15 protein-coding genes and 1 pseudogene are annotated in these 17,242 nt (G+C 57.6%); 9 read left to right on the top strand and 7 right to left on the bottom strand.

Going from position 1 to position 17,242, the window contains the following annotated elements; genetic code table 11:
• The gene (locus WG907_RS15015) at positions 1-210 is read left to right on the top strand and encodes a hypothetical protein (RefSeq protein WP_340234060.1); all 210 of its coding nucleotides are present in this window, start codon (positions 1-3) and stop codon (positions 208-210) included.
• Between the two features lie 21 nt (positions 211-231).
• On the opposite strand, the gene WG907_RS15010 is transcribed toward WG907_RS15015, so the two are convergent.
• Positions 232-1,836 carry a tannase/feruloyl esterase family alpha/beta hydrolase gene (locus WG907_RS15010; RefSeq protein WP_340234059.1) on the bottom strand — a complete coding sequence of 535 codons (1,605 nt, stop codon included), beginning with the start codon at positions 1,834-1,836 and terminating at the stop codon, positions 232-234.
• 394 nt (positions 1,837-2,230) lie between these two features.
• Between WG907_RS15010 and WG907_RS15005 the strand changes: the two genes are divergently transcribed.
• The gene (locus WG907_RS15005) at positions 2,231-3,034 is read left to right on the top strand and encodes an IclR family transcriptional regulator (RefSeq protein ID WP_340234057.1); all 804 of its coding nucleotides are present in this window, start codon (positions 2,231-2,233) and stop codon (positions 3,032-3,034) included.
• Between the two features lie 167 nt (positions 3,035-3,201).
• Here the strand turns inward: WG907_RS15005 and WG907_RS15000 are convergent, their stop codons facing one another.
• The 3 genes from WG907_RS15000 to WG907_RS14990 all read right to left on the bottom strand — a co-directional run bounded on the left by WG907_RS15000 (position 3,202) and on the right by WG907_RS14990 (position 7,116).
• Positions 3,202-4,014, bottom strand: coding sequence for an alpha/beta fold hydrolase (locus WG907_RS15000; protein WP_340234055.1), 813 nt, complete (start codon positions 4,012-4,014; stop codon positions 3,202-3,204).
• Between the two features lie 75 nt (positions 4,015-4,089).
• Positions 4,090-6,324 carry a TonB-dependent receptor gene (locus WG907_RS14995; protein ID WP_340234053.1) on the bottom strand — a complete coding sequence of 745 codons (2,235 nt, stop codon included), beginning with the start codon at positions 6,322-6,324 and terminating at the stop codon, positions 4,090-4,092.
• Positions 6,325-6,747: 423 nt separating this feature from the next.
• Positions 6,748-7,116 carry a nuclear transport factor 2 family protein gene (locus WG907_RS14990; RefSeq protein ID WP_340234314.1) on the bottom strand — a complete coding sequence of 123 codons (369 nt, stop codon included), beginning with the start codon at positions 7,114-7,116 and terminating at the stop codon, positions 6,748-6,750.
• A gap of 269 nt (positions 7,117-7,385) precedes the next feature.
• On the opposite strand from WG907_RS14990, the gene WG907_RS14985 reads away from it, so the two are divergent.
• The 7 genes and pseudogenes from WG907_RS14985 to WG907_RS18250 form a co-directional block, all read left to right on the top strand.
• Positions 7,386-7,808, top strand: a complete 423-nt coding sequence (locus tag WG907_RS14985; RefSeq protein WP_340234051.1) for a MarR family winged helix-turn-helix transcriptional regulator — start codon at positions 7,386-7,388, stop codon at positions 7,806-7,808.
• Between the two features lie 70 nt (positions 7,809-7,878).
• Complete coding sequence (locus tag WG907_RS14980) at positions 7,879-8,640, top strand: SDR family NAD(P)-dependent oxidoreductase (RefSeq protein ID WP_340234050.1); 762 nt, start codon at positions 7,879-7,881, stop codon at positions 8,638-8,640.
• Positions 8,641-8,930: 290 nt separating this feature from the next.
• Positions 8,931-11,144, top strand: coding sequence for a TonB-dependent receptor (locus tag WG907_RS14975; RefSeq protein WP_340234048.1), 2,214 nt, complete (start codon positions 8,931-8,933; stop codon positions 11,142-11,144).
• A gap of 707 nt (positions 11,145-11,851) precedes the next feature.
• Entirely contained in the window at positions 11,852-12,454 is a 603-nt protein-coding gene (locus WG907_RS14970) for a PRC-barrel domain containing protein (RefSeq protein WP_340234046.1), read from the top strand.
• Positions 12,451-13,704 (top strand): ferritin-like domain-containing protein, encoded by a 1,254-nt coding sequence (locus WG907_RS14965; protein ID WP_340234044.1) that lies wholly within the window; start codon positions 12,451-12,453, stop codon positions 13,702-13,704. The genes WG907_RS14970 and WG907_RS14965 overlap by 4 nt, the downstream gene beginning before the upstream one ends.
• A 326-nt stretch (positions 13,705-14,030) precedes the next feature.
• Complete coding sequence (locus WG907_RS14960) at positions 14,031-14,273, top strand: hypothetical protein (RefSeq protein ID WP_340234042.1); 243 nt, start codon at positions 14,031-14,033, stop codon at positions 14,271-14,273.
• Between the two features lie 301 nt (positions 14,274-14,574).
• Positions 14,575-14,676: pseudogene (locus WG907_RS18250) on the top strand (hypothetical protein); the annotation flags it as partial.
• A gap of 25 nt (positions 14,677-14,701) precedes the next feature.
• On the opposite strand, the gene WG907_RS18245 reads toward WG907_RS18250, so the two are convergent.
• The 3 genes from WG907_RS18245 to WG907_RS14950 all read right to left on the bottom strand — a co-directional run bounded on the left by WG907_RS18245 (position 14,702) and on the right by WG907_RS14950 (position 16,996).
• A complete protein-coding gene (locus tag WG907_RS18245; RefSeq protein ID WP_445326824.1) occupies positions 14,702-15,061 on the bottom strand; it encodes an EAL domain-containing protein in 360 nt (119 codons plus the stop codon).
• A gap of 119 nt (positions 15,062-15,180) precedes the next feature.
• Positions 15,181-15,498, bottom strand: coding sequence for a hypothetical protein (locus WG907_RS18240; RefSeq protein WP_445326823.1), 318 nt, complete (start codon positions 15,496-15,498; stop codon positions 15,181-15,183).
• A gap of 718 nt (positions 15,499-16,216) precedes the next feature.
• Complete coding sequence (locus WG907_RS14950) at positions 16,217-16,996, bottom strand: OmpA family protein (protein ID WP_340234040.1); 780 nt, start codon at positions 16,994-16,996, stop codon at positions 16,217-16,219.
• Positions 16,997-17,242: the final 246 nt, after the last annotated feature.

The raw sequence follows: 17,242 nt of genomic DNA, 5'->3' as shown, positions 1-17,242 counted from the left end.
ATGTCCTCCAGCCCCGAGCTGCTGGTCGTTTCCGCTGCCGCCGCCGACTGGGCGATGGCAGCCCGCGCGCCGATTCCAAGCGACAAAACCGAACATGCCGCAAGTAGCGACGAAGCGGCAAAAGATGATTTCAACATAAGCCTCCCCTTTTTCTCTGAATATATCAATAGGATAAATGACAATTCTGATGGATTATTGTTCTTAGTTTAACAGTTTTTGTGACATTACCCGTCACCGGCACTCAAAGCTGGCGGCCTGGTTTATATCGCCGCCGACATGGGTGACCTTCGTCGGATAGATGCACATCGGCAGGCTTTTGCCGACGGGCGCATCGCCAAGCGACTTGAGCACGACATCCGCGGGTCCGACGCCCTTTTCCACCCAGTTCGTCAGCAGCGTGTACAGTTCGCCCTGATGCGGCCTGATGAGCGGCGGGTTGGCATCGGGATTGGTCGTGCCGTTCCGCGATCCGTGCGCCATGCCGGGGATCAGATAGAAGCGATAGAAGCTGCCGACCCCTTGCGGGCCGCCCATCCTCGCGAGCACGCGCTGGTGATAATCTACAGACCCGAGATAGGGCACCATTTCATCGTTGATGGCCTGGACGTGGATCAGCTTGCCGCCCCGCGCCTTGAACGCCGTCAAGTCCGGGTCATCGGTGTTGAGGTCACCGATTTGCGGGCTCAGCGCTACGCCGGCATCGAATGCCTGCGCCAGTTCCGCATAGCTGAGCGCCTTCCAACCATCGGCGCCATTCGCTTCCGCATTGTGGAAGGATGGCTGAGCAAGCTTCGGATCCTGCATCGCTAGCGCTACCATGTCGCTGCCGATCGCGAATGGCGCTCCCCCTGCCAGGACCAGCAGGTTCGTGCCGCGCGGCAGCCCATAATATTTGCGCTTGCCAGTAAGCGGGCCCACCCCATTGTCGGTCGCCGGATCGGGCACGCTGCCATCGACGGTCATACCATACCAGATCTTGTTGATCGCCAGCGCCTGCTTGCGCGTCACACAAGCGGCGGTCGTGTTGCCGCCCCCGTCGGCCGCGCACAGCACCGCTTTGTCCTTGGTCGGATCATAATGGCAGGCGGCATTGTCGAGAATGAAGCCCATATGCTTGCCGCCGACTAGGTCGCAGGCGCCGATCGCGGCATTGGAGACCATGTTGAGTTGGTCAGCCGACATATATTTGCCGCCAAGATCGCGCTGAATCACGATTTGCGGATAGACGTCCGCAATCGCCAGCTTCGTCATGTTGACCGCTGGAACCAAAGAAATGATCCCGTCGAAATCCTGCGGGTAACGCTGCGCCTGCTTAAGCGCCTGGCGGCCGCCACTCGAAAGGCCGTCCCAATAGGTATATCTGGGCGCGGTCCCATAATAGGCCTTGGCCAAAGCCTTGGCCATGACGACCTGCTGGTGGATGGCGCGCGACGCATAGTCGTTCAGAAGCGTCTTGTTGATCGTGCCGTCCGGATTCATGGCGAAGGCGCCGCTTCCGACTCCGCCGCTATGCCCTGTGTCGGTGGTCGCGGTCACGGCGCCTTCCTGACCGGCCACATAAGGTGCGGAGCTGAGGTCATTGGACAGGGTGTAGGAGGAAATCTTCGTCGGATCCGCTTCCTCGGTGCCGCCCCAGCCGGCGCCGCCGATCGCATGGACGCGTCCGTTCCAGCCGCTCTTGGCCGGCAGCCATACTTCGATGCCGATGCCGGCAGAGGTGGAAGGAGCGCCAGCAGGCCCCGGATTGCCCGGACCGACGAGCAACTTCACCATGCAAAGATCGGCCGTCGCCATCGTGGGCGGTGCCGACGGATCGAACCGTTGATCCACTGGCATGTTGGGGAAGGGGTCGCCCTTCCTGAACGCCTTGACCAACAACACCTTCGTTTGTGCATTCGGCTTGAACTTCGCAACGATCGAGCCGTCGCAGCTAGGGAGAGGCACCGCTGAGCGCGCGGCAGCGGACGCAGACATAGCTGCCGAAGCGCTCGCCAGCGCCCCAAACGCGCCGAGCCATATAGCTCCTCTCATCGCTTCCCTCTCCTAAATATCCATCCCGCGCTTAGCCGCCGTGAAATCACGAGAAGCGCTCGCTACTGAGATTTCCGATCTACGATGATCCTTTCACCTTCAAGTAGTCAGTCCACATTGTGGACAAAATATGAATGCTGAGATAAGTGTGGAAGCGGAGATATCGGTGCGATTGCCCGCTACTGTTTTGGAGTTGCGCATGACGGCTATTCCTACGCGACAGGGTGTGCAGGCGATCGAACGGGCGATCTCGCTAATCGCCCTTATTGGTCGCGACAATCGCACGGGGATGCGCGCGAACGATCTGGCTCAGGCTTCTGGCCTGTCAACGCCGACTGTCCATCGCATCCTGAAGGCGCTGGAGGGTGCCGGCTATGTCGAACGCAATGCCGTCTCCGCGCGCTATTCACTAGGATCAACGATTACCGCGCTTGGCGCGAGGGCGTCGATGCGCCACGATCTCGTGTCGGTGGCCGGCCCTTCGCTTGCACGGATTGTGGAGGTTTCGGAGGACACCGCTCTGCTAACGCAACGACAAGCCTGGCATAGCGTGTGCGTCGCGCGGGTTGACGGAACCTATCCTGTCCGCTCGTTTCTGACCCACGTCGGGGATCGGCCGCCGCTCGGTATTCATTCGGCGGGGATCGCTATCCTAGCCACGCTGAGCGATGACGAGATTACGCAGGCGCTCGACCATAATGCAGCGGAGATCGTGGAACGATTCTCCGCTTATGTGCCGGATCTCATCCGTGAGCATGTACAGGCAGCACGAGAAGCGGGGTACGCTTTCAACGCCACCAACAAGGTCAGTCATGGTATCGCCGTCACGATCCTGGGTGCCGGGGGCAGATGTGTCGGCGCATTGTCGATCGGCGCGATACCCGACCGGATGCAGCCCGACCGCATACCCTTCCTTGCAAAACTATTACACGAAGAGAAGCGGCAGATCGAGGCACGGTTGGCAAACCCACCGGCGGAGCTTTTGCTACGTAGGAAAATGTAATGTGGAGCGCCGCGCCCGCCTCCTGATCTCGCGGTTCGACGGAACGCTCGGGATATCCTGCCATGCTCTACTGGGCTTGTTCGGGTGTGAGATAGCCGCGCGCCCAATGCAATGCGGTGCGCCTACATTTTTGGCTGTTGACGTGCCTCCGGCAAACGCGGCGCGGTTCAATCGTCATTTAATGCTAGAAAGCTCTGCACAGCGGCCATACATTCTTCGAAGCGTTCGAAGTAAATTTCATGGCCGCTACCATCAATGATTTCCATGCGAGAGTTCGAAAGGAGCTTGTGCATACGCTTCTGCTCATCCAGCGGCGCGGTCTGGCTGTTGGCTGGCGCGAGGATAAGCGTAGGCACCTTGAAATCTGGAAGCAGCGGCGAAAGGTCGACATCCGGGAACAGCCTGGTGAGAGCTGCCAGGCTTTCCGGCCGGTTCTTCTCCCACTCCTGCCGCATCCACCGCTCATGAGCCGCACTGATGGGCACCACGCCGCGGCCCTTGATGAGCATGTCAAGGACTCGCTCCATGGGCGTGCTGAGAACAACCTCAGCGAGGTCTGTGTACCCATAACTTTCAGAATTGCGGGTTGGATCAGTCAGCGGCGCCGACATTACCGTCAATGACCGAAGCCGTTCCGGGTGACTCGCCGCCAGAGCGACGCCGAGGACGCCCCCGGCCGATTCACCGATATAATGAACCTTGTCCAAATTCAGCGCGTCGAAAAATCCGACCATGTCGGACACAAGCTCTTCGACAGTCCACGGCTTGCCTACGGGCGGATCCTCGGAAAGGCCATGGCCGCGCATGTCGCGGCGGATGACGCGGTACTTGTTCGCAAGGCGCGGGACCCAATGATAGAAAAATTCCGTACTACGGCCCCAGCCATGCTGAATGAAGACGGTTTCCGGCCCATTCCAGGGATCGGTGAAATCATCGTCCTCATAATGAAAGCGCAGTCCGTTCACGTCCGTATAGGGCATTATGAATTATTCCCGGCAATAAGAGAAATGCCATCCAAGTCGCCACAACGACAGGGATGGCACGTCATTTGCTGATTAGAATTTATAGCTCGCTTCCAGTCCGTATGTACGGGGGGGATTCCACACCACGGTATATTGTGCGGTCAGTCCACCATAATAAGCGCTCGCCTTGTAATCCACATTGCGGATATTCTTGATGAAGGCACGCAGGCTATATTTATCGCTTTCCGGCGTGAAGGTTACGTACGCGTTCTGAAGATTATAAGCACGCTGATCCAGGATCGGTGTGTTAAACTCATTATAATGGACCTTACCGCTCCAGTAGGATTCGCCACGGAACATGAGCTTGCCCGTGCCAAGATCCGCAGTATATTCGAGGCCCACACTCACACTATAGGGTGCGGCACGATTGAGCCAGTTTCCGCGCAATTGGTCGAGCCGGACCGCTGGCGCACGAGGGTCTGTCCCCGTGCATGCGAGTCCCACTGGCAAGATGTTGCTCTGGTCGCAATTTTCAAAGTCGGTATATTTGGCGCTCTGCACCATCGCCGCCATATCGAGCTTCAACTGAGGCATGATCACAGCGTCGAGATTGGCTTCGATGCCCTTGATACGTGAACTCGCGGCGTTGACGACGGCGAAGCCACCGACCGTACCGAGCGTCTTTTGCACCTGAAGATTGCTGTAATCATACCAGTAGCCAGCGACGTTCAGGCGAATGCGATTGTCCGCGAATTCGGCCTTAATCCCGGCTTCGCCGCCCTTTATGCTCTCAGGCTCATATTGATTGGCGCATGTACCCCCTGCGACGCCACCAGCCTTGAAACCCTTTTGATAGGTCGCATAGGCCATGATCTTGTCGGTGACATCGAACTGAATGCCCGCCTTGGGCGTCCACGCGGTGAACTTCTGATCCGATATACCGGTGATAGCGGGATTGGTAGGACTGGGACACGAACCACGGATCGTCTGGACGGCATCCTTCTTATCGATATTATAGCGCACGCCACCGATGATCCGCAGGCTATCCGTCACGCTGAACGTCTGGTCCGTGAAGAACGCAATAGATTTGGATTTCAGCCGGTTGGTTGCGGTAAAGGTCAGGGTCGGTGTCTGGGTGAGACTGAACAGGGCGCTCACCACCTGCGTTGTCTGATGAACCTCATCGTTGAAGTAATAAATCCCGAATATCGATTTCAATCTACCGTCGAAACTGTCGGCATTGAGATTGAACTCCTGGGTGTAGGTATCGGAGCTATTGTGGTTGGTCAGGCTCTGCGCCACGAAACTGCTGCTATCATAGTCGATCGCCATGTAGTTCTTATATTTTTGATATGCCGATATCGACTTGAACTGGACATTGTCGCTGATATCCCAGGTCAGCGTTCCAGTCGCAGAATAGTCCCTGGTATTATTTTCCGTTGGATAATCGGCGTAGACTTCCTGAGGCCGGAAAGTCTGCTGCCCCAACAGTACGACATATGCCGGCCGGAGCGAGGGCGCCAATACGCCGGGCTGATAGGAACCGCGAGTGTTGCCAAACGCACCATCCAGTTCGAACCGCACCGTGTCGCTGGGCTTGAATTCCAATACACCGCGAACGCCCGTGAATTTATTTTCGCCATATCGCCTCTTGGCCGCGTTAGGCAGCAGGTTCTTCACGAAACCCTTGTCGCGATTTTCAAGCATACCCGAAATGCGAAAGCCGACCGTGTCGCTGATCGGGCCGGAAATATGGCCCTGAAGCGCGTAACTGTCATAATTGCCGACGCGACCCCTCACCTCGGCTTCCATCTGTTCGGTGGGGCCACGAAGGATATAGTTGATCACGCCCCCGGTCGCATTGCGGCCGTACAACGTGCCCTGAGGACCCGACAGCACTTCGATCCGCTCCAGATCCATGAGGGCGAGGTTGAGGCTGCGCGCGCGCGCCTGGTACACGCCGTTGACATGGACGGCCACGGACGGATCCTCGAACCCGCTGGTCAGGTTCGTGCTGACGCCGCGCAGCGTGACCGTGTTACTGCCGAACGTATAACCGACCTGCAACGAAGGCACGCGCGTCATCAGATCGCCTATTCCGCGGATCTGACGGTTTTCCAGTGTTTCCTGCGAAAACGCCGCGATGGTCGCGGGCACGTCCTGGATGCTCTCCGCGCGCTTCTGGGCGGTGACGATGATATCCGCGACCCCCATGGGCGCTTCAGTCGCCGGCGACTGAGCGAAAGCCGCGCCCGCATGAACACCAGCGGCCATGGCGACGCTCATCGCAACGAGTGATGACGACTTCAAAACCCTTACCTTTGTCATGACTTCCTCCCTCAAAATTATATTATATATTATCCGGCCTATTTACCGCCGGCTTTGTGCTCTCATATGATATTATACTTAACGTCTACGGTTGGCACTAACGCTCTCCGGAAGAAGACTATCCGGACATATATTTCATGGTCGTTCTCTTTATGATGCTTAGGCCGACCACTTGGGCCACCGCTTTCAATATTACATTCACTGTGACGACCGCCCAGCCTGGCTATCTTCGAAACGCCGGCCCATTGCGACATCTAGTGCAGAAGCACCCTGAACCTTCAGCAAAGTTCGGGGCAATGGTAATTGCCAATATCCTTCGCGCCACAAGAAACAGTGTTTCAGCCTGCGTTAGGATCAATAATCTCCACGATGCGATGTCAATTGCAGATTTTTTCTATGTAGAGCAGAGATTTAGCCATCTATTCAGGCAAGAACACTGTCTGCCAGTTTCGTGTCCATCAGTTCGCGCATCGACAGGATCTTATCGCCTCTGAACCGACAGACTGCGGCATAGTCCCCGTCGAACCGCTTACCATTTGTAAGTTCGCATTCGCCCGAGAAAATCGCGATTACGATGTCGCCTTCCTCAACCATTTCGTTGAAGGTGAACTTGCCCGGTGCAACCAATGCCGCGGAAAATAATTCCAGCTGACTGAGTATTTGATCGAGCGTCCTAATCCCAGCGTCTGCCAGCACTGTCGTGCCCAGAAACTCATGGGTATAATCTTCCGTCACGAGCTTGCTCAAAGCAATTCCATCGCCCCTGCCTACCGCATCACAATAGTCCCGCACTGCTTTCTTTCTCGGGCTGTCCAATTTTTCACTCCTGACTATGAATATCGATTGTCTACAACTTTGCCCGTTACAATTTCATATTCCCATGCTTGCAGCGAGGATCAGCGCAGCGATGAGATCGACAATGATTACCGGCAATTCCCGGGCTCGCCATCGTGCAGAGGCGGGAGTCGAAGCACCGCGACCCCTTCGCATACCCCCTTGTAAAGCCCGAGTAATACTATATGTCAAGCGCACTCTATAAAAGTGCGCTGGAGATTTGATCGTTGGGTAAGCAAAGCGTCAATACCGAGCTATCCTTCGCGCTCTACGGCGCGGCCAACCGGATGGCGCGCATGCACAAGCCGTTTCTCGAGCCAATGGGCCTCACTTTCCCGCAATATCTGGTGATGCTGGAATTGTTGAGCGGCCCCCCTCTGTCGGTGGGAGCGCTCGGCGCGCGTCTGGGCATGGATGGCGGCACGATCGGGCCCTTGCTCAAGCGCCTCGTGAGCGCGGGACTGGTTATACGGTCACGTGATCCGGCAGACGAGCGTCGCGTCCTCGTGGATTTGACACCGCAAGGCCGCGCACTGGAGGTGGAAATGCGTAGCATCACCGGTAAATTAAAAGCGGCTTGTCAGCTCAACGAGAAGGGTCTCGAGGATTTTCGTCGCACGCTGGAAAGCTTTGCAATTCCGGCGGCCTGAGCAAGCATGGTCTCGTTTGTCTAGTTGCGACGAAGCTCGCATAGGACTCGTATAGGAAGGGAACACTGGAATGGCGCAAAATCTCGCAGGGCGCTCCATATTGATCACGGGCGGCGCAAGCGGCATCGGTCGCGCCGTTGCATTACGCAGCGCAGAGGCCGGCGCAGCCATCACCGTGACGGATGTGAACGTCGAGGCAGGCACGCGGGTCGCCGATGAGATCGTCCGCAACGGCGGGCAGGCGCAGTTCGTCCGGCTGGATGTGTCCGATGAAGCGCAGCATCATGCAGCCGTGGCAGCAGCGGTGAAGGCGTTCGGCAAGCTCGATGGGTCCTGCAATGCCGCCGGGAAGCCGTTCCAAGGCAAGCCGATGCATGAGATAGACCCGGATTTCTGGGAAAGCGTCTATGCGCTTAACCTGCGCAGCGTTTTCTTCGCTACGCGTGCGCAGGTGCCGGCGATGCTGGAGGCGGGCAAGGGATCGATCGTGAACATCGCGTCGACGGCCGGCATAGCTGCCTTCCCGGGTGGCGCGGATTATTGCACCGCCAAGGGCGGCGTGTTGTCGGCAACACGGGCGGCGGCTCTTGATTATGCCAAGCTCGGTATCCGCGTGAATTCAGTGCTTCCCGGCGCCACCCGGACACCCATGATGCAAGGCCAGATGGATGCATTCAACGGACTTGAGGACATGATGATGGCCGCGAATCCCATGGGGCGCCTCGCTGAGCCGGATGAGATAGCCTATGCCATTCGCTGGCTGCTGTCTGACGAGGCCAGTTTCGTGACCGGCACGATGATGATCGTCGATGGCGGCCTGACAGCCGCCTGATGACTGACACGGACAATATAATTTCATAGGAGGTCGTGAAGCAGGTTCAAGATAACAGGTACCTGCATATCAAGATCCCGGCGATCGTTCCGGCATATGTGACAAAAAAAATAAGGGCGTTCGACATCGGACGATTTCGAACGATCGCTATAAGGACGGGTTTGCAAAAAAGTTGGTCATCGACGCTCTCGCGAGCGTACGCTGTCACAAAATCGGCCATAGGTAAGAGGGGATGTTTAATGCAGACGCGATATACCGTTGTTAAGGCATTGTTGCTTGCAGGCAGCGCTGTGAGCGGGTTTTCCGCTCACGCCCAGTCTGCTGGCGCGCAGGATGCCGCTGCTTCTTCGGCCAGCGCCGATCAAGGCGAGACGTCCGGGCTGGGTGACATCATCGTAACGGCGCAGCGCCGCTCCGAACGACTGCAGGACGTCCCGGTCGCCATCACGGCGGTTACGCCTGAATCGGCGCAGCAGCTGGGCCTGCGGAACCTTCGCGACATCAAGCTGGTCGTGCCAGGCACGGACTTCGCCGAAGGCACGGGTTTCGCGCAGCTCTATATCCGCGGCATCGGCCAGAATTTCGCAACGCCAGGCGTCGAAGCGCCGGTCTCGGTCTATCTTGACGGGGCCTATCTGCAGCGGACGGCAGGATATAACTCGCTCCTCGACATTGTCGATCCGGGCACGATCGAAGTGCTGCGCGGGCCGCAGGGAACGCTCTATGGCCGAAATGCCACGGGCGGCGTTATCCGGCTTAACGCAGCCCTGCCGACTTCGAAATTCGAAGGTCGCGTGCTGGCCGAATATGGCCGGTTCGACCATAAGCAAATCGACGGCATGTTGAACTTGCCGGTCAGCGAGACGCTGAGCGTCCGATTCGCCGGCCGATATCTGCAGGAAGACGGCTATATTCGCAATCTGGCCACCGGCAATGACATTGGCGGTGGACGCTCCTACACGATGCGCGGCACGGTGCGGTGGCAGCCCAACGACGGCACGGACATCGTTGCCGGGGTCGAATATCAAAAGAGCCGGTGGCGGCGGGATATCGATCAGCTCGCCTTCGGTGCGCCCTTGTGCCTGGTCTGCCAGACCACGGGCAATGTTCCGGCCGAGGGCTTCTACGAGACCAATCAGACCGAATATGTGCCATTCCGCAACCGTGTTCTGCGTACCTATCTGCGCGCCACGTTCTCGACGGACAATTTCGATATCACCAGCCTCAGCACCTTCCTGTCCGATAAGAGCATACAAAAAGCCGACAATGATTATGTGCCAGCCGACGCCTTCGCATTCGAGGTCCGCGGCGTAGGCGGTAAGACCTATTCGCAGGAATTGCAGGTCGCGTCGCATCTTGATGGCCGCTTTAACTATATTTTCGGCGTGAATTACCTCTACGACAAGGCCTTCTTCGATCTCGGCCTGACCGGTAGCGACTATGCCGGCGTGATTGCTGCCACCGGAGACGGGCCTGGCACCGTCAACAACATTCGCACCGAGTCTGTCTCGGCCTTCGTCGAGGGCAATTACAAACTGACCGATCAAATCAAGGTCACCTTCGGCGGGCGCTATACTTACGACAAGCGGACGATCACCGGCGACAATAATGCCGGTTTCGAATTGTTCGGCTTGCCGGACAAGTTCACCTTCGGCGGCTCCTTCCGGGCGTTTACGCCGCGCTTCGTCCTGGCCTGGGATAATGGTCCGACCAACATTTATTACAGCTTCACGCGGGGCTTCAAGGCGGGCGGTCTCAGCACGCCCGCCACGTCACCTGCCGAGGCGCTGCGGCCTGAAAAGATCTTCAATCATGAAATCGGCATCAAAAACACGCTGATGGGTGGCATGCTGCGCACAGCGCTGTCGGTATTCTACTACAAGAACAAGGACCTGCAGACCCAGATTATCGACGCGACCGCAGGCGGATCGCGTTATGAAAATGCGGGCGGCCTGGAGGGATATGGTGCCGAATTCGAAGCGACCCTGCATCCGACCGAGGGGCTGACCCTCGGTACGGCTATTGGCTATCTGCACACCGAATTTTTTAATTATGACAATGCGTCGCAAGTTTGCGTAAGGCCGTTTAATCCAGCAGCGCCCGGCGCGGTTCTGTTCAACTGCCCTCCAGGGCCGGATACCAATCTGAACGGTGTACGCGGGGTCCATGCACCAAAGTTGCAGGCGTCGTTGACCGCCAGCTATGAATTCCCGATCGGGACATGGAAGGCTAATGTTGCTGGTGCGGCTCAGTATCGCTCCTCGTTCGACTTTGCCGCAAACGGTGGCGGGCAGCTTCACTATGACCGCCAGAGCGGTTACACCATCGCCAACTTCTCTGGCTACATCAGCCCGCCGGGCGACAATATCCGCCTTGGCGCCTATATCGACAACGCGTTTGGTCAGAAATATGCGGTCTACCGCTCCACCAGCCAGCCCTACGGGTTGAGCTATCAGGCCGGCAAACCTGCCACCTATGGCGTCCGCGCTGAATATCGCTTTTGAATGAAGGCCGGGCGGTCATTCCAAAAATCATGGGAGTGACCGCCCCAGTCATTTTTAATCACGCGGATGACACGAGGCGATATCAGGCTGTGGATAGGCGTCGAAGAGGGACCGCAGCCTCTACCCACATACCGCGCTGGGTGATCACGAGATTCGTAAAAATTAAGGGGACGATAGCCACCACCTGGGCCTCCGCGCGCAGAAAATCTAAATAACAAGCAGTATATGACTTTGTCATGGTGCCGCTCCAGCGCCTATCCACACGCAGTGCGTCGACACTGCCTTTCATCGCTTAAAGTGAAAGGAAAAGCGCAGGTGCAATTTCTGTGACCGAAATCCTACAAACAAGAAGACCGCGCCGCCACTAAAGCGACGTGCCCCCAGGTCATGATTTCGAGGCTGTTGCTAGCCTTGGGCGACACTTTTCTCAGACAGAACGATTACGGATGATGAGCAGCCCCACGCAACACCCTGTGGCCTCACAAGCCATCGTGCTTCAGCCGGTTGTAAAATACCAGATCAATCGATCAACATCGCCATGGAGGTTTCATAGGACAGAGGCACGTGAGGATCGACCCCAGCCGGCGCTGCGATGATGTAGGTCCGCATGCTCTGCTTCCATTTGCCATCTCGTGCATTAATCAGGCTGGTTGCACAGGCTGGCGAGCCAGCCAACTACCGATCTGTCGACAAAGGATACCGCAGACATGAATGAGATGGCCGGATGGGTCGCGCCTGTCGCCACGATGATCGCGGCCATGATGACTGCTGCAAACCTTGGCGCGCGGGTTACCGGTTGGGGCTTCATCATATTCACGATTGGGTCGGTTGCTTGGTCCATCGTCGCGATCAGCTCGGGCCAGCAGAACCTGCTCTGGACTAACGCCTTACTTACCCTGGTAAATGCCGTGGGTATCTGGCGCTGGCTTGGACGGCAGGCGCGGTATGAGGACGGCGGCCAGGCTGCGACCGTGCGAAGTGCGACCGCGCCGGTTCCGACATTATATGCGGTCAGCGCGCTCGTCGGCGGCAAGTTGATGGGCCGTGACAATGAGCCGATTGGCACCGTGATCGAGGGTATGATGCGGTGTGGGGATGCCGGGCTGGCATATATTGTCGTTAGCGAGGGCGGCATAGCCGGTGTCGGAGAACGTCTGCACGCGCTTCACCCGGACGAGCTCAAGATTTCCGAGGAAGGTATCAGCAGCAGATTGAGCCTGGAGGAGTTGCAGCGGCGCGATGTACTCGAGCCAGATCATTGGCCGGCGTCCTTCGCTCAGCCATTGCTCGTGCGAGGCGCAGCGCTGTGAGCAACCAGCCACCTGCCCAGGACGAGCCAGAGGTTGCGATCGGTTCACGTGAACAGTTACTCCACCTGCTCGCCGAAGCCTCTGAGATAGAGCACACGCTGATGTGCAGCTATCTTTATGCGGCCTTCAGCCTCAAGCGCGCTGGAGACGTTGGCTTGTCGCAAGCGCAAGGAGCAGCGGTTGAGCGCTGGCGCAAGGCGATTATGGACGTCGCTGTTGAAGAAATGGGGCATTTGCTGACGGTGGCAAACCTGACCGTGGCGGTCGGTGGCCGCCCGCATTTCGCCCGGCCCAACTTTCCAGTGTCACCAGGCTATTTTCCGGCCGGCGTTGTTGTGCGCCTCAGTGGCTTCTCGGAAGAGACGCTCGATCATTTCATCTTCCTGGAACGGCCACGTGGCGTGGAGGGTGAGGATGCGGACAGCTATGAACAGGCAGACTATGCCCGTGACCATGCTCGTCCAGGGCTGATGCCCACAGCGCAGGACTATACGACGATCGGCCATCTTTATGAGGCTATCCGCCAGAATCTCCGTGCGCTGGCTGGTCGGCTTGGGGAAAGCGGCCTGTTTATTGGTCGCAAGCACGCGCAGGTTGGGGCCGGCATCATTGACCTGGACGGCGTTGCCACGATCAGCGACCTTTCAGATGCGCTCGCGGCAATAGATTTTGTTGTCGAGCAGGGGGAGGGATCGCCCTCCGACGAGGCAGAATCCCATTACCGCAGCTTTCTTGCCTTGCGCGAAGAGCTGGACGCGCTTCGTCAGGCCGACGCTCGCTTTGTTCCGGCCTGGCCGGTGGCCGGCAACCCCGTGCTTCGCAAACCCCCTGAACCCGAAGACAAGGTCTATGTTTCGCATCCGCAGGCGGCAAAGCTACTGGACTTCGCATGCGCGACTTACGGACTCTTGCTGCGAGTCCTCGGCCAGGCGTTTGCACGTCCCGGAGATGAAGTTGCGGCTGACCAGAAGAAATTGGTCGGTACCGCATTCGATCTCATGCACGTGCTTGGCGCAGCGGCCAGCCAATTGGCGCGACTACCGGCCATGGAGATGGAGACAGACATGGATACCCATGCTGGCATGAGCTTCACCATGCTGCGCGGCGTGGAACCTCTGCTTACCGGCAGTGCCGAAACGCAGGTTATACGCGAGCAACTGATGATGCTTGCAGAGGCCGGGCTGTCTCCCGAACTGACGGACCCACTAAAAGCACAAGCGGCGGTCTTCGACCTCGCCAGCGCGAGATAATTCGTTGCTGTGCGAATGATGCCCTGCGGGATCACATCGAATGACGCATGGAACGGTGCGCGAGCGTTAGCGCCGACGATCCGGCGTCGCAGCCGCCAACAGGCGCTTCCCCGCCACAGGTCGAGCCCATGAGGCCCGCCAACTGACCAGAATTCAATATGGCTATTTGCTGCGTCTCGGCGGCGTCGCGCTACGCTGCTACGTTATGTCAGGAGATCGATACCGGCCCCGAAACCGATCCTGGCTTATGCCAGCAAATGGCCGCGATTTGCGTAGATAGCGGTCATTAACCCGATATCGCTACAGCGCATGACAAAGGAAACGCCGTGCGAAAAATGAAGCTGGTACATCGGGCGTTTATATCTGGAGTTGCCTTCACATTATTCGCCGCTGGCTTTGCGGTTCGGTTCCTTTCCCTTCCTGCGTGGGTTGATCTGACGATTGCCGGGATTGTCGCTGCGCCAGTGGTATGGGTGGCCCGCAGCGAATTGATCAAACGAAGAGCGGAAAAGCGATTCGACGAAAAATTAGCTTGGCGCATCTTTGTCCGCGATCGCAAGGTTCGTTAATGGTCGTTCCCGGATCGCAGAGCGGGCAGTTTACCCTTCAGCCAGCACCCATCACGTCCTTCAGGCGACCCTTTTCGACGACATAGATTCCCTTTTCAAAATCCAGTGCGCAGGCAAGGTCCTCGCCTTGGAAGCTCCGCGCGACATTTACCCGATCGACGTTGACGACGATCGGATCGCCCTCTGAGTTTCAAACTGCACGTAACCGTTCATCGCAAATCCCAGGAAAAAGTTGGCGGTAGCCGGGCATCCTCGGGATACCCAGGCTTGGCTCATCACCTCTTGTGCTTCTTTCGCTCCTGTGGCGGGCCAAGCGGCATCAGCTGGCCACCCACTCGCTTTCGAAATCTTTTGCCCGCATACCTCTGCCTCGCTGCTCAGCCAGGAAAATGCGGTACCGGCCGCTCGTCACGATTTCGAGACCTATTTCACGCAGATCGCGCCTGACGATCCTGCACGACAGGAGTCACGGGTTGTTCAGGTAAAGTTGCTTCAGGCAAAACCTTGTACCCGGGACGCGCGAGTAGATAGCCCTGGATATAGCGCACACCAAGGGAGCGAAGCGCTTCATATTCCCCAATTGTCTCGATACCCTCGGCTATTACAGTGATGTCGAGGGAGCGTGCGATCCGAAGGACGCCTTCAACTATTAGCCGGCGGGGCATGCTTGTGTCGAGACCGCGAACAAGGTCCATGTCGAGCTTGATATAATCGGTCCGGAACTTGGCGAGGAGGCCCAGCCCCGCATGCCCGGCGCCGAAATCGCCAATGGCCGTGCCGAAACCCATCTACGGTAGGAATCGACGATGGTCTGCACATGACCAGTGTCGGTAATCTGCTCGTTCTCGGTAAATTCAAAGATCAGCCTATTGGTAGGAAAGCCTGTTTTTCTTGGCCGTCTTCAGGGTCAGCTGTATGCAAGCAACGGGCGAATAGACGGAGTTGGGTAGAAATTGATCGACAGCCGCGCATCGGTGTCGAGGATACCGGCGGCGACTGCGCCGTCGATCGCGGCGACGCGGCACTGCTGATCGAAGGCATAGCGGTTCTCAGGCGTGACCCGCGCCAGGATCTCGCCAGCGCCCTCGCCGTTGCTACCGCGGACAAGCGCTTCAAACGCGAATGGGCGCCCCGACTCGATATCGACAATGGGCTGATAAGCCATCGCGATATCGAAAGCATGCCCGTCCTGGCAACATCCTCCACTACTTGTTCGCATGTCCATGCCTCCTGGATTTTGAGGCTACAGCGCAGATGCTAACAGCCGGTGAAGCATAACTTCCCCGCCAGACCCGTAGGAGGTCCCCTCCCGCTAGTCCGCAGTATCAAAGTGCTGCCGCTGATAGGAAGGCCGGGCGTGTGCTGCCCATTTTCCTCACGGATGCAAGGTCGCTCGCCGAGTCGCAGCAGACAGCCTTGCACAGCGCTCCCCCGCAATCCTGATGAGCCGTGCCACGGGTCATATTCTTGGGCTTACCGATGTCGACCATTCTTGCCATTCAGGCATTCGAGTTCGTTGGTCAGCAGCGGACGGTCGGCTAATCTGGGCACAGCTCGAAATGGTTGAAGCAACCACTTCTTGCGAGGATACTGTGAGTCAACGCGGCAAATTATTGTGATGTACCTACGGAGATAATTATAAACCGGCCAAGAATTCGATCCAGCGATGCAATTGGTTCGCCACCAAGGTGCGGAAAATATTCCTCATGCCGTCACGATACGCTTACTTCAGTAATTATGGTCGACCATCCTATGATTAGGCAGAGGACCCTAAAACCGACAAACAAGGTTGAAGGGATCGACCAGACATTACTTTCGTCAAGGCGAAGCTGTAGAAAATATTCATCAATGCATCTGGCAAGTCAGCCCTCGCGAAAGGCGCTTGAACTATCGTTCAATGCTCACAATTCACTTGAGGGCGGCTCTCACGCCGCCCCTCGCCATCAATCCTCGCGCCCAAGGCGATCAGCCCGCCCGCCGAGAAGCGTAATTTCAACGCGTCGGTTTAGGCGCATGCCCTCTGGCGTGCTATTGTTCGCAACTGGTTCGCGTTCGCCGTGTCCCTCGACACGGAAGCGCGCTCGGGTAACGCCCATTTCATCGAAAGCGGAGCGCACGCTATCGGCGCGGCGCTCCGCTAGATCCTCATTGTGCGCCTCGGTACCACGTGAATCGGTATGACCGATTATTGCGACGCGGACGCCGCCATTGGCCCGCAGATAGCCTGCCAGCGGGCGCAGTTTATCAATTGCACCAGGTCGAAGGTCTGCGCTGTCCGTGCGAAATAACACCTCTTCCTGCAGAGTCATCGTCGCCCCCAATGGGGTTTGGCGAAAGCGATAGCTGCGCATGGCGCCGCGGTCCCAATCTCGGTCAAGATAAGGCATAGCAACAACCTCATCGCGCGAAGACCAGTCAAATGCGCCGGGTCCAGGCCGGCCAACCTCTATGAAAGCACGGTTGGCCTGGTCGGCTTCACGACGATTGATCCTCCCATCGCGATTGAAGTCGAAATTGCGCAGGACGAAGGCGCGCCCTTGATTTGTATTACGCAGCTCGCGATGAAGGAGCGGCACGCCTGCGCCAACAAGGCGATATTCGCGGTCGTTTCCGCGACCGCCGCTCCAATCCCAGTCTCGCGGCTGAGCCGAGAGCGGGCCGCAAGCTAGCAAGGCCGCCGAGACGGTCAAAACCTGAAATGTTCTTTTGTAAAACTTTGTCATGACCATCTCCATGTTCCCCAGGGACTGAACATGGCGCACTGCTCTTGAACTGTGTATGAGCGACTTTGACAGCGTAGGTTCAAGCCAGCACCGTCATCGAACCTCGCTTAGTTCGTTTGGCACTAACTCCGTCGGTGCGTTTACGCCTTAAGGCTTTCAAAACGCGATGCTCGCCACGAATGTTAAAAGGCGAAGACGCAAATGTTATGCGGAGTGGTTCAGCGAAGCTGGCTGTCCTTACTGCCC

The sequence above is a fragment of the Sphingobium fluminis genome (genome assembly GCF_037723805.1).
In the GTDB taxonomy this organism is placed as follows: Bacteria; Pseudomonadota; Alphaproteobacteria; order Sphingomonadales; family Sphingomonadaceae; genus Sphingobium.
The sequence above is the reverse complement of the archived record's forward strand: the minus strand, read 5'-3'. Positions and strand labels throughout refer to the sequence as shown.

Excerpts from the sequence above, each read along its gene's own strand:
- WG907_RS15000 (WP_340234055.1), bottom strand. The coding sequence starts at position 4,014 with ATGCCCTATACGGACGTGAACGGACTGCGCTTTCATTATGAGGACGAT.
- WG907_RS14950 (WP_340234040.1), bottom strand. The coding sequence starts at position 16,996 with ATGACAAAGTTTTACAAAAGAACATTTCAGGTTTTGACCGTCTCGGCG.
- WG907_RS18240 (WP_445326823.1), bottom strand. The coding sequence starts at position 15,498 with ATGGACATGCGAACAAGTAGTGGAGGATGTTGCCAGGACGGGCATGCT.
- WG907_RS15010 (WP_340234059.1), bottom strand. The coding sequence starts at position 1,836 with ATGCCAGTGGATCAACGGTTCGATCCGTCGGCACCGCCCACGATGGCG.
- WG907_RS15005 (WP_340234057.1), top strand. The coding sequence starts at position 2,231 with ATGACGGCTATTCCTACGCGACAGGGTGTGCAGGCGATCGAACGGGCG.
- WG907_RS15015 (WP_340234060.1), top strand. The coding sequence starts at position 1 with ATGTCCTCCAGCCCCGAGCTGCTGGTCGTTTCCGCTGCCGCCGCCGAC.
- WG907_RS14980 (WP_340234050.1), top strand. The coding sequence starts at position 7,879 with ATGGCGCAAAATCTCGCAGGGCGCTCCATATTGATCACGGGCGGCGCA.
- WG907_RS14995 (WP_340234053.1), bottom strand. The coding sequence starts at position 6,324 with ATGACAAAGGTAAGGGTTTTGAAGTCGTCATCACTCGTTGCGATGAGC.
- WG907_RS14970 (WP_340234046.1), top strand. The coding sequence starts at position 11,852 with ATGAATGAGATGGCCGGATGGGTCGCGCCTGTCGCCACGATGATCGCG.
- WG907_RS18245 (WP_445326824.1), bottom strand. The coding sequence starts at position 15,061 with ATGGGTTTCGGCACGGCCATTGGCGATTTCGGCGCCGGGCATGCGGGG.